Annotated in this window: 16 protein-coding genes and 1 other annotated feature (1 of these 17 running past the window's edge); of the genes, 3 read left to right on the top strand and 13 right to left on the bottom strand. The window is 38.0% G+C overall.

What is annotated here, in order from left to right; all coding sequences use genetic code 11:
• Positions 1 to 227: a binding site (T-box leader), on the bottom strand (it extends 33 nt beyond the left edge of the window).
• 57 nt (positions 228 to 284) lie between these two features.
• The 6 genes from LMF32_RS08650 to ald form a co-directional block, all read right to left on the bottom strand.
• Positions 285 to 641: a glycine cleavage system protein H gene (locus LMF32_RS08650; protein WP_092480636.1), complete on the bottom strand. Its 357-nt coding sequence runs from the start codon at positions 639 to 641 to the stop codon at positions 285 to 287.
• 21 nt (positions 642 to 662) lie between these two features.
• Positions 663 to 1,013 (bottom strand): arsenate reductase family protein, encoded by a 351-nt coding sequence (locus LMF32_RS08645; protein ID WP_218147504.1) that lies wholly within the window; start codon positions 1,011 to 1,013, stop codon positions 663 to 665.
• Between the two features lie 64 nt (positions 1,014 to 1,077).
• Complete coding sequence (locus tag LMF32_RS08640) at positions 1,078 to 2,253, bottom strand: FtsW/RodA/SpoVE family cell cycle protein (RefSeq protein WP_230524507.1); 1,176 nt, start codon at positions 2,251 to 2,253, stop codon at positions 1,078 to 1,080.
• 238 nt (positions 2,254 to 2,491) lie between these two features.
• Positions 2,492 to 3,460, bottom strand: coding sequence for a YihY/virulence factor BrkB family protein (locus LMF32_RS08635; protein ID WP_092480634.1), 969 nt, complete (start codon positions 3,458 to 3,460; stop codon positions 2,492 to 2,494).
• 58 nt (positions 3,461 to 3,518) lie between these two features.
• Positions 3,519 to 3,749 (bottom strand): DUF2969 family protein, encoded by a 231-nt coding sequence (locus tag LMF32_RS08630; RefSeq protein ID WP_092480633.1) that lies wholly within the window; start codon positions 3,747 to 3,749, stop codon positions 3,519 to 3,521.
• 43 nt (positions 3,750 to 3,792) lie between these two features.
• A complete protein-coding gene (gene ald, locus LMF32_RS08625) occupies positions 3,793 to 4,905 on the bottom strand; it encodes an alanine dehydrogenase (RefSeq protein WP_230524505.1) in 1,113 nt (370 codons plus the stop codon).
• A gap of 309 nt (positions 4,906 to 5,214) precedes the next feature.
• Here ald and LMF32_RS08620 point away from each other — a divergent pair, with 309 nt between their 5' ends.
• From LMF32_RS08620 to LMF32_RS08610, 3 genes are all read left to right on the top strand, one after another.
• Positions 5,215 to 6,186 carry an acyltransferase family protein gene (locus tag LMF32_RS08620; RefSeq protein ID WP_230524504.1) on the top strand — a complete coding sequence of 324 codons (972 nt, stop codon included), beginning with the start codon at positions 5,215 to 5,217 and terminating at the stop codon, positions 6,184 to 6,186.
• Positions 6,187 to 6,256: 70 nt separating this feature from the next.
• Positions 6,257 to 7,162: a fumarylacetoacetate hydrolase family protein gene (locus LMF32_RS08615; protein ID WP_230524503.1), complete on the top strand. Its 906-nt coding sequence runs from the start codon at positions 6,257 to 6,259 to the stop codon at positions 7,160 to 7,162.
• Between the two features lie 134 nt (positions 7,163 to 7,296).
• A complete protein-coding gene (locus tag LMF32_RS08610; RefSeq protein ID WP_230524502.1) occupies positions 7,297 to 7,626 on the top strand; it encodes an MGMT family protein in 330 nt (109 codons plus the stop codon).
• 34 nt (positions 7,627 to 7,660) lie between these two features.
• On the opposite strand, the gene LMF32_RS08605 is transcribed toward LMF32_RS08610, so the two are convergent.
• The 7 genes from LMF32_RS08605 to LMF32_RS08575 form a co-directional block, all read right to left on the bottom strand.
• Positions 7,661 to 8,470, bottom strand: a complete 810-nt coding sequence (locus LMF32_RS08605; protein ID WP_230524501.1) for an aldo/keto reductase — start codon at positions 8,468 to 8,470, stop codon at positions 7,661 to 7,663.
• An 87-nt stretch (positions 8,471 to 8,557) separates the two neighbouring features.
• On the bottom strand, positions 8,558 to 9,136 hold the full coding sequence (locus tag LMF32_RS08600; RefSeq protein ID WP_230524500.1) for a type 1 glutamine amidotransferase family protein: 579 nt from the start codon (positions 9,134 to 9,136) through the stop codon (positions 8,558 to 8,560).
• Between the two features lie 327 nt (positions 9,137 to 9,463).
• Positions 9,464 to 10,753: a group II intron reverse transcriptase/maturase gene (gene ltrA, locus LMF32_RS08595; protein WP_230524382.1), complete on the bottom strand. Its 1,290-nt coding sequence runs from the start codon at positions 10,751 to 10,753 to the stop codon at positions 9,464 to 9,466.
• Between the two features lie 551 nt (positions 10,754 to 11,304).
• Entirely contained in the window at positions 11,305 to 11,682 is a 378-nt protein-coding gene (locus LMF32_RS08590) for a DUF956 family protein (protein WP_188204515.1), read from the bottom strand.
• Between the two features lie 158 nt (positions 11,683 to 11,840).
• Positions 11,841 to 12,752, bottom strand: a complete 912-nt coding sequence (locus LMF32_RS08585) for a PTS system mannose/fructose/sorbose family transporter subunit IID (protein ID WP_188204514.1) — start codon at positions 12,750 to 12,752, stop codon at positions 11,841 to 11,843.
• A gap of 22 nt (positions 12,753 to 12,774) precedes the next feature.
• Entirely contained in the window at positions 12,775 to 13,575 is an 801-nt protein-coding gene (locus tag LMF32_RS08580) for a PTS mannose/fructose/sorbose transporter subunit IIC (protein WP_092480624.1), read from the bottom strand.
• Positions 13,576 to 13,611: 36 nt separating this feature from the next.
• The gene (locus tag LMF32_RS08575) at positions 13,612 to 14,601 is read right to left on the bottom strand and encodes a mannose/fructose/sorbose PTS transporter subunit IIA (protein ID WP_092480623.1); all 990 of its coding nucleotides are present in this window, start codon (positions 14,599 to 14,601) and stop codon (positions 13,612 to 13,614) included.
• Positions 14,602 to 15,068 lie beyond the last annotated feature (467 nt).

Genomic DNA, 15,068 nt, shown 5'->3' with positions numbered 1-15,068 from the left:
CCTTAATTTATCCATCCATTACTGAATGAACCTTAGCCAGTACGGAGCCCATTGCTGACTCTTATACTGTGACTCTATATCGGGAGTTCCCGGAACAAGCTTGTGCATAGCATTCACTCATTCTGCTCAAAGACCATCTTCGATTTTGCTTCCAATACTCCTTTTCAGCAACCGGAGCTCTCTAAAAATTTTCAGCCAAAATTTACTCTTCTTCTCATAGCATGTTATTCTGATTAATCTTGAGACTTAGTTTATCAGTCTCTATGGAGTCTGTCAAATCTTTTTTATAACTGAATATCATTTTCCAGCTTTTCAAATTCACTAATGTCGACGTTCGTCAGTTCAACGATCCAATTGCTCTGTTGATCTTCACTGTTCAAGCCTTCAGGACTATTCAATAGCTCTTCATTGAATTGAACAACCTCACCGCTTAATGGAGATTCCAATTCTGTGACAGCCTTTGCTCCTTCAACACCCAGCAACGAGTCTCCAGCTTTCATCGTTTTGATCTCTTTAGGCACATCTGCAAACATGACTTCACCTAGATCATCTTGACCTTTTTCTGACAAGCCGATACGGTAATGTTCACCGTTTTTTGCTACCCATAAACCATTTGAACTGTATTTTACTTCAACTGCCATTCGCCAACGTCTCCTTCTCTATTACAACAATACTTGATAATTTTCTTCTTTAAATCCAACTAGGACTGCCGTTTCGTCAACAAGTAAAGGGCGCTTTACCAACATACCTTCTGTGGACAACAACTCTGCAGCTTCTTCTTGGGACAAATGCTGAAAACTTTCTTTCAGACCTTTTTCTCTATATACCATGCCGCTCGTATTGAAAAAGCGTTTCATCGGTAAATCAGTCTGTTTAAACAGTTCCATCACTTCTTCTTTAGCAGGAGGATTTGTTTTTAAATTAATTTCCTCAAATTCAATCTGGTTTTGCGTTAACCATTTTTTGGCTGCTTTGCAGGTTGAACAAGTTGGAATACAATAAAACTTTAGCACACAATCTCCTCCAACACTTTTCATCTCTATTAGTATAACGCTAATGTTTACAAAGTAAAAGGACCTATCTAAATTCTTCATCCTCTTCTGAGAACATGTAACTCTTGTAGTGGTATCTCATCGACATGATCAATCCGACTCCCATCATATTCCCCAACAAGGCCGATCCCCCTTGAGAAATAAAAGGTAATGGAATACCCGTCAAAGGCAGTAACCCTATACTCATACCCACATTTTCAAATACATGGAATACGATCATCATGATAACGCCTGTTGAAATATACGTATAGAAAATGTTTTTCGTGTCTAAGCACACACGAATCATTTGATACACCAACATAAAGTAAATCAAAATCAGCACTGCACCGCCGATGAACCCAAAGTTTTCACCGATCGTTGAGAAAATCATATCTGATTCTCTTACAGGCACATATACTTCTGAAACGCCAAAACCTTTACCGAACACCTTTCCTGAACCGATTGCTTTGATACTTTGCAGCAATTGATAAGCTGCTCCTTGAGTATCGTGGTATGGATCCAACCAAGAGTCGATACGAGAAAATTGATAATCTTTAAATCCTAAGTTGTACAAGAATTCGCGGTTATAAACAACCAGCAACAATAGCGTTGTTCCTATTGTAGCCACCGAACTGTACAAAGGCACTAATATTTTCCAAGTGATACCCGACATCAATACTAACCCGATTACAATAGCAATAAATACCAATGTGGTTCCTAAGTCATTTTGCAGCAATACCATCAACATCGGCGGAGCTGATACTAAGGCGATTTTCCCTAATAAGATGAAGTCGGCTCTTACATTGTGATTTAAAAAAGCTGCATTGTGTTGTGTTACTGTCCTAGCCAACATCAATATAAAGGCTATCTTCATAACTTCCGAAGGCTGGAAGGTCAGTGGTCCAAACTTGAACCAGCTTCGTGCCCCAGTTCTTAAAAAAGTAGGCTCGTCATATAAAAAGAGGACTAATACAAGCAAGACTAACCCTAAACCATAAGCATACGGAGTAATTTTCCAAAGTTGTTCTGAATCAAACTGCATAATGACGATGATGGCTACGGCACCTACTATATACCAAGCAACATGCATGATCGTTGCTCGAAGACCACCATTACCGATCAATGAAATAGTTGAAAACATGGTTGCTATACTGATAATAGCCAACAGCAGTATAGATAGCACTATCCCATAATCTATTCTAGATTCTTTTTTTTCACTCATATTTTTTTCACTTATCTCCTTGCAATCAAATAAAATACAGCTTTTCCTTATTCCTTAAGCTTCAACTATTATATAAGAAAAAGCGGCTAAAAAAAAGGACTGTTCCTATTTCTTAGTAAAAATGACATAAACTTTGACACATAGTCATGAAAAGTTTTGCACTTTAAAATGTATCCCTTTAAATTCGGAATCTGCAACTTAAAAGGAGCAAAGATTTTCATCCCTGCTCCTTCTCATATTATTGATTTTTCACTTCTTTTACTTTGACCAACTTTTTCCGTTGTTTAGGCAATTTTTTCTTCTTATCATTCTCAGAATGTTCTTCATCTTCTTGTTCAATCGCTTTCTGCACGCTCTTACCATTTTTGTATTCAAAGTAAATCGTGTTGACTAAACCGCCCAACAAGAGAACCATTGCGGCTAAGTAGAGCCATAGCATCAAAATAATGAAGACCCCAAATGTCGCATTCGCAGCTGCGTCTCCTCCGGCAAATTGCAGATAGATGGAGAAACCTTGCGATAAGGCCAACCAGCCAATAGTTGCAAATATAGCACCAGGAACAGCATATTTGATTCCTAGATGATGATTCGGCACTAAGAAGTAAACGGCTGTAAACAATGCCAATAGAACAATCAGCAAAATCAACCAACGTAATTGGAGTATTTGCATAATAAATCCTAAATCAATGTTCACTAGTCCTTCTACAAATTCTACGATGATTTCACCAAATACAAAAGCAAATATGATGACCCCCACAATAGAGACAATGGCTAATTGTACCAATAAGGAAACTAAACGAACCAAAATAAAATTCTTTCTTGGTTTTACTGCGTAAACTTCATTTAAAATGTTTTGCAAGGAATTAAATGCTTTACTTGCTGACCACAATGCAGTTACTAACCCGATAGAAATAACACCACCGCTAGAACTGCTTAGATAACCTATCAATATCGGTTCGATCACACTAAAAATATCGGGCGGAACCGCAGATTCCAAATAAGATAATACTGCGTTTACATCAATTGGGAACAACGGTATTACGTTAGCAATAACCAATAGTATCGGAAATAGAGACAGCAAAGAAAAATACGCCAATTCTCCAGCTTGAGAAGATACATTCGCTCTACTCCAATTATCTTTTATGATGTTAAATAATTTGATCATCCGTTGTTTAAACGGAAGGTATTCTACTGTATCTGCCTCCATAGAAATCCACATCCTTATAGTTGGGTTATTCCTTACACATTACGTATTGAATTTCGTTTTACATATAATGTAAGTTGTAATCCATTATTAAATTATTGATAGCTTCATCAATATTTTTAGCTTTCGCTTGATTGCCATTTTTATTGATCGTTGTGATGGCTTGCTCTTTTTCTTGTTGGATAGTCCCAATTTTTTCATTGCCCACAAACAATTCTAATTCTGTAAAATCTTCAGAATTTCTATTTGTCTCTTTAATCATAACTTCGCTTTTCTTATTTCTTTTTGACATAGTAATCTTGATCCTCTTTTCACTCTCTACAATGGGAGATGTATTAAAATAGTCTGCTGGCTGATATAAAATCGATTCCCAACGATTGCGCCACTTCTTTGTGTGTTACTTGGTTATTCATCACATTGATTCCTGTATAAATCGTAGAATTTTCTTTCGCTGCTTCGACGATTCCTTTATTGGCAATAGCCACAGCATAAGGAGTCGTTACATTCGTTAAAGCTTGAGTAGCAGTTTTAGCTACGCTGCCTGGAATATTGGCCACTGCATAGTGAAGTACTCCATGTTTTTCATAAACAGGATCTGCCAATGTAGTGACTCTATCTGCTGTTTCGATGATACCTCCTTGATCCACACTGATATCCACGATAACGGATCCTGGAGTCATTTGTTTCACCATTTTTTCACTGACCAATTGTGGAGCTTTTGCTCCAGGAATCAATACCGCACCAATCACTAAATCAGCCGATTTCAGCTCTTCTTCAATGTTGTATTCATTGGACATGACTGTTTGGATCGAGTTGCCGAATAGTTCGCCTAGTTCGCTCAATCTAGCAGGGTTGTTGTCTAAAACGACCACATTTGCCCCCATACCTACAGCAATTTTCGCTGCGTTTGTACCCGATACACCACCGCCAATAATCACAACTTTTCCAGAACGGACCCCAGGAGTACCGCCTAGCAAGATTCCTTTGCCGCCATTGCTGTTTTCCAGGTAATGCGCTCCGATTTGGATAGACATTCTACCAGCGATTTGACTCATTGGTGTCAGTAAAGGCAAGGAATTGTCTGGACCTACCATTGTCTCGTAACCGATAGCTGTTACGCCTTTTTCTGCTAATATTTCTGTCAGTTCTTTGTTTGCTGCCAAATGCAAGTAAGTGAATAAAATCAATCCCTCACGCAAATAATCAAACTCTTCTTTTAAAGGTTCTTTAACTTTAATGACCATATCTGCTGACCAAGCCTCTGAAGCAGTAGGAACAATAATTGCACCTGATTCAATGTATTGCTCGTCTACGAATCCAGCTGTTTCTCCTGCTCCTTGTTCAACTAAAACTTTATGCCCTGCTGACACGAGTGCTTTAACTCCAGATGGAGAAAAAGATACTCGTTTTTCATTATTTTTGATCTCTGTTGGTATACCGATATTCATATAAATCCTCCTATTTTTTTCGTACCGCAAACCTATTTAATACCGTTTTTTATCTTTATTAACGTATCAAATAAACGATAATTACTTAACTCTCTTCCATTATAACGTTATTTTGCGAAAAATCCAAAAGTTGCAGCTTAATCGCTGTTTAAGCGAATTTCAAAATAAATTTACTTCTGAAAAAAAATTGGTTATGATAAAGTGAAACTTTTTTACAAAGGAGATTCTATTTTGATTTAGTGGATAGACATACTTGCATTTACTTTAATGCAGATGGGTCGATTCCATACAGGAGGAACACATTCAGCAATGACATACAATAAAAATATCGACATCATGAAAGGCATCTCCATTCTATTTGTTGTTATCATCCATAGTTTGAAAGATGATACTTTGCGGTCAATTGGAGGCCCTTTTTTTATTTTGCAAGCAGTTCCTGTTTTTCTCATCATATCAGGATACAATCATTCACAATCTTATACTCGTTCTGGAATATTATCTTTAAAAGATTTTTATCGACCTTATATGCTGTTGAAAAAATTTTATCGCCTTTTACCTATTGCATTAATAGTTTACGCTTTGCAAGCTGCGGTAACACCTGATGAACGGTCTTTTTTCTTCTATTTAATTGGACGCGGAGGTTTTGGTGGGTACTATATCTCTATTATGATTCAAGCCATTTTCATACTGCCTATTCTCTTCTGGTTCAGCCGAAAAACCACCCCTTTGATTATGTTGGGTGGCAGCTTTATCATTAATCTCTTTTATGAGTATTCTTTTTATTACTGGGAGTTTCCCAGCTACCTTTATCGGCTGCTGGTTTTTCGTTATTTTTTCGCTTTAGCTTTAGGAGTCTGGTATTTTTTTGACAGAAATCGTTCATACTCTAAGAAACTGACACTAGTTGCTGCATTTTTCAGTGTTTGTTACCTTATCAGCGTCCATTACTTTGAATGGTCGGTCCCTTTTTATTCCTTTGGTACTTCTTGGAGAGGTCAAAACCCTCTTTCTTTCTTTTATGCTTTATTCTTGTTTCATTTAGGTTTGACCTGCTTTTCCACAAAGTCGCCTAGTGTAATAATAGATTCCTTAGTTTTCATTGGTAAAAGATCTTATGCGATTTTTATTGTTCAAATGGTTTACTTCTGGTCGATCTCCTACTATATAAAATGGCCTGAATATTATTTCTTATTGGATTTGATGGTTTCATGCACTTTAGGAGTAGGACTTTTTTATATAGACAATCGTTATATCAGTGGAAAAATAAAAGCGTATCTTTGATTTGTGAAAAATTAGGCAATTTTGAAATCTTTCAGCAAGTATTCTATACTTAAATCAAGAAGGTGATTTTATGAGGATCGTCCATTTCAAAAAACAAAATATTTCACGAATTGGAATCAAAACAGAACAAGGCATACTAGATGTAAAAAATGCTTCAAAAGAACTTGGTATCCCAGCAGCCAACTCTATGAAGAAAGTGCTCAGTGACGTACCAAAAGCATTGTATCAATTAAATAATTTACTTCAAGAAGTACAAGATAAGGCATTATTAGACTTTTATATCAGTGAGGAAAACATCTGTTTTTTGCCGATCAACACAGATCCAGACAAGATCATTACGATAGATTACAATTACCTTATGCACGCTTCTGAGCAAAACGGAGATATTCCTACTGCTCTTTCTTTTGGCGGAAAATTCAAAAATAGTCTAGCTGCTCATAATCAAACCATCCCATTACCTACATTTGCTGAAAAGTATGATTATGGTGCAGAGTTGGTTATTGTAATTGGAAAAAAAGCCAAAAACGTTTCTAAAGAATCCGCCTTTGACTATATCCTAGGGTATACTATCGGAAATGATTTATCTTCGCGTGATATTCAAGAAGCTGTACAGAATAAGCTGTCCGGTAAAACGCTCGATTATTTCGCACCTGTAGGACCTTACTTGGTCACCAAAGATGAAGTTGATCCCGACCATTTAGATATCCAATTATCTCTAAATGGTGATATTCGACAAAGAAATAATACGAAGAATATGCTGTTTTGCACTGCGGATATCGTCAGTATGCTTTCACAATATCTGACTCTGTCTCCAGGAGATATGATTTTTACTGGCACTCCTGAAGGGGTTACCAGTGGTTTAGGTATGATGAGCGGTTTTAAAGAGCATGCTCCCGGCTCAAATTGGATTTCTTCTGGGGATATCATCGAAGTTTCTATTCAGTCAATAGGGACACTCAGAAATACTTTTTTCTAATTATAAGTTTTTAAGCGGCTTTAAACGTTTGATAAGAACGTTTCGAGCTGTTTTTTTTCTTGAACGGAATCGACTCAATTCAACATAGCCTCATATACAGGAGTGAATTATCTTAGAGGAAAAGAGGTCTCTTTATGACATTATTTACAGAACGTGTGCTTCTCATTATCCAATCTATACCTGCAGGAAAAGTGATGACATATGGCCAAATTGCTGCACTTGCCGGCAATCCGCGCGGTGCTAGACAAGTGGTACGGGTTTTGCATTCCATGAGCCGTAAGCATCAACTACCTTGGCATCGAGTCATTAATGCTAAAGGAGAAATTGCTTCAGCAGACAAAATGTTTTCTCAAAAAGACCGGTTATCTTCTGAAGGAATTCTTTTTACTGAAACTGGAAAAATCGATCTTTCTCTTTATCGGTATGAACCTACTTTACATTGGATACCTGAATCTGATATGTAAAAACACTGCATTCAATACGAATGCAGTGTTTTGCTTATAGAGACTTAATGATTACCGTGTCCTCGACTGTTAAGTCAAAATCAAAGATATCTAGATTGGACAGTTGTCTTTCTTTATTATGTGATTTTGGAATGACGACCACTCCACGTTGGATCTGGTAACGGAGCAGAACTTGTCCCCAGTTTTTCCCATAGTTCTCACCGATTTTTTCTAGACGAGCTTTTTGTTCGTCCGTTACTCGGCTTAACGGCCCCCACGCTTCCGCAATGATATCATTATTTTTCATATAATCGATTACTTCATCGTTCCATGTGTGAGGATTGGATTGAATCTGATTGACAGCAGGCTGGATACGAGCAAAACTTTTTACCGTTTCTAACATTTCTATTGTGAAATTTGACACTCCGATAGACTTGATTTGTCCTTTATCTACAAATGTTTCCAGAACTTCCCAAGTATGTTTTAATTTTTCGATAGATTCGATAGGATGGTGAACCAAATACAAATCAATATAGTCTGTTCTTAAATTTTCTAGACTGTTTAAAATCGTTTGTTCCACTAATTCTTTTGATCCAATATAACTATCTTCAGAAGGTATTTTTGTCGTTAAATAAAATTCTTCACGAGGTATTCCGCTTTCTGCAACCGTCTTTCCAACACCCGCTTCATTTCGATAAGAAATAGCTGTATCGATCAATCGGTATCCAGCTTCTATAGCTGACTTCAACGCACTGAAATTCCCGTTCAACTCTCCATTGTATTGATTATTTTCTTTTCCATGAGTATTCGTCCCTGTTCCTACTATAGGTATTTCAAATCCATCTGCTAAAGCAACTTTTTCCATTCATTTCATCTCCTTCAAACTGATCTTGTTCATTATTATAACAATAATCTATTCAACTGCATAAGACATTGAATAGTATCCTTTTGTCTACCGAACGAAACCACGTTTAAAATTATCGTACCAATCTTCTATAGCTTCTACAGTGTCGATTTCCAAGAGCTTATAGATTTCATAAGCAAACTCAAGAGAAGCTGTTTCATTGGCTGTTATTATATTTCTGTCACGTACCACCTGAGCTTCTACAAATCGACTTTCCCCTTGGTATTCAGTATATTCTTTGAAAAAATCTTTACTGTCGCCTGTATGATTCACTTTATCCAAAAAGCCATGGCTGCCAAGGAAAACGGTTGCTCCACAAATAGCCGCTATAGGAATATCAGAACTCGTTACCTGCTGAATAAAAGCAGCAATTTCTTTATGACGCTTTTTGTGCCAAGAAAATCCTCCAGGTAAAATCACCATAGCCAAATTGCCAAAGTCTATGTACTCTGCTATTGAAAAATCAATTTCAGTCCTCAGTCCTCCAATAGAAGTTTTTGATTCTTTATCCACTGCAATGGTCCTTACTGTATATTGAGGCACAGAATTGATTTCTGCTATAGCTTGGGCAGCTTCCCAATCTGCCCAATCATCTGTTAACAGTAATAATACATCTTTTGATTTCATATAATTCACGCTCCTTGACTGCGATTCCTAATTGATTCAAAATATTTTAGATAAAAAAATATCCTGCCATTCTTACTAAAGGCAGGATACTCATTCTAAGTTTCAGATTATTCAGCTACAGTTACTTCTCCAGTTACTGTACCTTCATCCATTTTTGCAGAATCCATTAATTCTTGAGTTTCAAAAGTTACATTTCCTATCCCTTTTAGTTTACCGATAATCATTTCCCTAAGCAACTATGAGCAATCGAGTAGGAGATAAATAATTAATTTATTTATCGTCCTCTCACACCACCGTACGTACCGTTCGGTATACGGCGGTTCAATTTCATATAACATGCTTTTGTCTTAAATAGTAACTATCTGGAGATACTAGACCTTTGAAGGCTAGTATCTTATTGGTTACTGTGGTTGTCATAACCCAGGACAGGGCTATTCGGGCAGTTCCTTTGGAACTGTGGCTATTCATGTAGGCGTTGTAGTCGCTCATCCCTAGTTTAGTGAGGGCTCTTCTTCGATTTTTGGCTGTTTTCCATTGGTGCCAGATACACATCCTCAGTCGATAACGAAGATGACTCGCTATTTTCTTGAGTTTTGTGTGCATATTACCTATTTTGAAATAGTTCACCCATCCTCTGATGACTTGATTCAATTTAACGATGCGGTAAGCCATATCAATGCCCCAGCTTTTCTTGCTTAGCTGATGAAGCTTATATTTAAACGTCTCGATTGATATGGCATGAGGCTTTGCTTGATAGCCTTTATCTGCTTTCGACCAATAGAATCCAAATCCCAAGAATTTAAAGGTTGGGTCATTAGGTTTAATGATTTTCGATTTACTCGTGTTCACAGTTAAACCCAGAGTTTCCTCAATATATCGTGTAACCGAACGCATTACGCGCCTTGCTGCGAATTCGCTCTTAACGAGGATAATGCAGTCATCTGCGTATCGCACGAAGTGTAGACCTCTTCTCTCTAGTTCTTGGTCGAGTTCATTTAAGAGGATATTACTCAATAATGGCGAGAGGTTTCCCCCTTGGGGAGTGCCAACTGGACTTTCCTCATATTCTCCGTTTACCATAATGCCACTCACGAGATATTTCCGAATCAATGATATCACATCACCATCGGTTATTTTCCGAGAAACTAGATTCATCAGTCGATCATGGTTAACAGTGTCAAAGAACTTCTCTAAATCAATGTCGACAATCCAGTGATAACCTTCGTTCATATCTCTTAGCCCTTGCGCTATAGCCATATGGGCGTTGCGGTTTGGACGGAATCCATAACTACTGTTGTGGAAGTGTTCGTCAAAAATGGGTGTGAGAACTTGTGCAATCGCTTGTTGAATAACTCGGTCAACCACTGTCGGTATACCCAGTAGTCTGACCCCACCCGATGGTTTAGGTATTTCTACTCTTCTGACAGGTTTAGGTTGATAGTGACGTTGACGAATAGTCTGAATAAGCTCTTCTTTGTGCTGACGAAGATATTCTTTAGCCTCTTCGATAGACATACCGTCAATGCCTGCGGCACCTTTATTCCGTTCCACTTGTCGAAAGGCTTCGTTTAAATTATTTCTGGATAGGATTCTATCCAGTGTCCTGTTTTCCTGCATGCTTGTTACTCCTTTTCTGCTCTCGTAAGGCAGCTATCTACTTTTACGCTGTCGTAGCCAATAGTCTTTGGCGGCCTCCAATAAAGATGTTTGTAACGATAAAATTGTTCGGTCCTTCGCTCTTTCTAGCTTTCACTAGCTGTCTTCACTACTACGACCTCTGCTGACTTCTCATGAGTCAAGCACTTATCACTAAGTGTATTTGGTATAACGTCATGAGACCTCCCCAGTTAAGGTGCGAACTCTTTCACTCCATCTATCTGCCACATTTATGCTTCGAGTTAGGACAGTTATCGGACTTTAGCTTCTTTCGCAGCCTTATCCACTCGACTCACCTCTTATGTGATTTCTGTTCGTCAGACCAGAGTTTTGCCTTAGGCTTCCTTCAGATTCCACCTCACGGTGGACACCCTTGCCGTCAGCTATATGCTTACCACTGTCAGGTCGCATTCGGGACTTGCACCCGTTAGAGTTCGCCCATGCTGGGCGAACAAAAAGCCGTTAAAATAACAAGTATTTTAACGGCTTTTAAACTGTTTTTTGTACTGAAATTAAGACTTCTTTTTAAATAGAGAGTTCACACCAAGTTTCACTACCTCGAAAAAACTCAAAGAATGCACCATATGATCTGGATCTACATACTCTTTTATTGCACGAAGTACTTTTTTAGGATTCTTCGAAGAGAAAGTATACGTTCCTGTTTGTTTAGTTTCAATCGCATAACGAGGAATCCATCTTCCCTTGAACATTACAGAGGCAATTACTAAATTTACTTCTTCCCAAGGGATTTGAATAAACTTGCGCGGGTCACGTGTATTATAAAATTCGAAACCTTTATCACCAATCATGATTTTTCCATAATCTGTTAACCCTGTAAAAGCGGTAGCGTCGATTACCAAATCTACCTTTGTATTAATTGATTGAACCATTCTGACCGCTCCATTTCATTTATCTTGTTACATTCATTATACGTTTCTTTATCGAATTAGGCTACAAAAAAACGACTGAGATAAAGAATCCCAGCCATTTTTTGCGTGATATATTATTCATTTTATAGAATTCAATCGACTGATGCTTATTGCTTTTATTATAAAAGACCGATTAAATGTCCACCGATACCTACTACAAATAGACCAAGGATGATAACGATAGGGCTGACATTTTTCTTCAATAACCACATACAGAACAATGTTAGTAATAATGGTGCTAGTCCTGGAATCAATTGATCCAAGTTGTTTTGTAAAGTAGTTACTTTAGTTGGAGATAGCGACATCCCTGAATTTACTTGTTCAAAGGCTTGACGCATTCCTTCTCCGCCTGCTGGAAGTTCATCCCATTTGATGAAAGCTCCCTCGTCTAATTGAACTTCAGAGACGACAGGTTTGAAGTTGATGGATACCCACCGCTGTACTAATGCTGCCAGTACAAACATCCCTAATATAGATGCTCCTTTAGTAATGTCTTGCAATAAACCACCTGAAAGGTCTTCTGTGATTTTAGAACCGGCTTTATAACCGAATTCTTGTGTATACCACATGAATCCCCAACGAATTAAGTTCCAAGCTACGAAGAACAAGATTGGTCCTAAGATGTTTCCGCCAATTGCTAATGAAGCTCCTAAAGCACCTAACATCGGACGTACAGTAAACCAGAACACTGGGTCACCAACACCGGCTAGAGGGCCCATCATACCAACTTTAACCCCTTGGATAGCTACATCATCAACTGGAACGCCATTTGCACGTTCTTCTTCAAGAGCTAAAGTAACACCAAGAATAGGTGAAGCGATATACGGATGTGTGTTAAAGAATTCTAAGTGACGTTTCAATGCTAATGAGCGGTCCTCTTTTGATTTGTACAATTTTTTAATGGCTGGAATCATTGAAAATGCCCAACCGCCGTTTTGCATACGTTCATAGTTCCAAGAACCTTGGATAAATGTTGAACGCCATGCCACTGCTAAGCGATCTTTTTTAGTTAAAGTAATTTTTTCTTCCATGTCGTTTTCTCCTCCTTCAGGATTAATAATCGTTTAAGATATCACCAAGCGGGTCACCTGTATTGTTACCGCCGTTACTTGAAGATCCTCCCATTTTAGAAAGGTTCAAGTACACAAGAGCAATAGCTACACCAATCGCTCCAAGACCAATAAGAGTGATTTCAGATATAGCTGCAACTACAAATCCAAGAACGAAGAATGGCCATACTTCTTTGTTTGCCATCATGTTGATAACTAATGCATAACCAACGGCAACAACCATTCCACCACCGATAGCCATACCGTCAGTTAACCATGCAGGCATTGATTCCAAGAAACCTTGAACTGTAGCTGCTGGGATGAATAATAGTGCTGCTGCTGGAATTGCAATACGAACACCTTGCATACAGATAGCTGCAACTTGTAAAATCTCAATTTTTCTAAAGTCTCCATCTTCAGCTGCTTTATCCATTGCATGTACAATAGGAACAGCCAACGTACGAACAACCATTGTCAAGAAAAGTCCTGCAACTGCAAGAGGAACTGCGATAGCGATAGCTGCTGGAACACCAGCTACTCCTTGTCCACCTAAAACCAAAATAATTGCTGATGCAACAGATGCTAATGCAGCATCGGGTGCTACGGCTGCTCCAATGTTAGCCCATCCAAGTGCGATCATTTGAAGAGTACCGCCAAGAACGATACCAGCTGTTAAATTTCCTGTTACTAATCCGATCAAAGTACATGCTACTAGAGGTTGATGAAATTGGAATTCATCTAAGATTCCTTCAATACCGGCTAGAAAAGCAACAAGTATTACTAAAATAATTGATATAATAGACATAATAGCCCTCCTAATTAATTTATTTCTATTTATTGATTAAGCTTTTGCTAAATCAGTTTTTGCTTTTTTCAAAAGTTCATCGATATTAGCACGAGAATCGTTAGGCACTTTACGTACATCGAATTTGATTCCTCTTGATTTCATATCTTCAAAAGCTTTTACATCTTCTTGTCCCATAGAAAGAACTTTATTTACAACTACTTTTCCTACAGAGTGAGCCATTGAACCTACGTTTACTTCTTCAATCTCAACGCCTCCGTCAAGAGCACGAATAACATCTGTCGGGTTTTCAAACAATAGCAAAGCTTTTGTATTTCCAAAACGAGTATCTTTTGAAATTTCCACTAATTTTTTGATTGGGATAACATTGGCTTTAACTCCAGGAGGAGCAGCTTGTTCAATCAATTTCTTACGCATATCGTCATTGGCTACTGAATCAGAAACAACAATAATACGGTTTGGTTTTACTGATTTAGACCACGCTGTTGCAACTTGACCATGTAATAAACGAGAGTCTACACGAGTTAAAACAAATTTGATCTTTCCATCTCCAACTACTGTGTTTGGCGCAAGCGGTGCTTGAGGTTGTCCATCTTCAGCGACTGGAACTGTAGCTGTTATAGGAGCTAAGTTTTCAGGGTTCACCTTCACTCCGTCTCTTCCTGCTTCAACGATATGTGATGCGATCTCTTGAGCAGAGGTCATAGATAAACGAGAACCGTAAGCTTCGATCAGCATTGGTAAATTCAATCCTGCAACGATTGCCCATTTGTCTTTGTGTTGTTCAAATAATGTGTTCGCTTGATTAAATGGTGTACCTCCCCACAAATCAACTAAGAACAATACTTCGTCTTGATTGTCGAAAGAAGCAATCGCAGCTTCCATCTTAGCTCTTACATCTTCTGGACCTTCACTAGGCATTAATGTAATAGCTTGAACATTTTCTTGTTCTCCGAAAATCATTGCTCCGGATTGCAAGATGCCTTCAGCAAATTCGCCATGGCTTGCTAGTATAATTCCTACCATATTTTTACCTCCTAAATAATTTATTCATTTCCTTACTGCTTTTCCTGAATGAAACACTAGCTTAACTAATTTGACTCATCCCTTTTGATTGAGACAAGCGCCCCCTTTCAATCGAATCCTGCCTGATTACCAAGCGAAGGTACTTCACTTGATTCATCTATCCGCTAAATGCCTCTTATTTTTTCCACACTATATTCGTGACTAACAAGTGACTTTAACGGCGCAGCAGTTCATCGGTATCCATTTGCTTAACGGACTCATTTTTCGCTAGTTTTGATTCTACTGTATCAGTTGTTTCATCCGTCACTATTATATTAGCAAGTATCGTGCCAATTTTAGTGTGTTTTAAATAAACGCTAATATATCAACGATTCACCTATCCTATTCCTACAAAAAGACACACTGGTTAGTGTGTCTTTTTGTTTGTTAGAGAGTTTTAAAGCAGTATTTTTTTAGTGTATTATTTA

The sequence above is a fragment of the Desemzia sp. C1 genome (genome assembly GCF_020882875.1).
In the GTDB taxonomy this organism is placed as follows: domain Bacteria; phylum Bacillota; class Bacilli; order Lactobacillales; family Carnobacteriaceae; genus Desemzia; species Desemzia incerta.
Note: the sequence above shows the minus strand (reverse complement) of the source record. Positions and strands in the feature narration are given on the sequence as shown.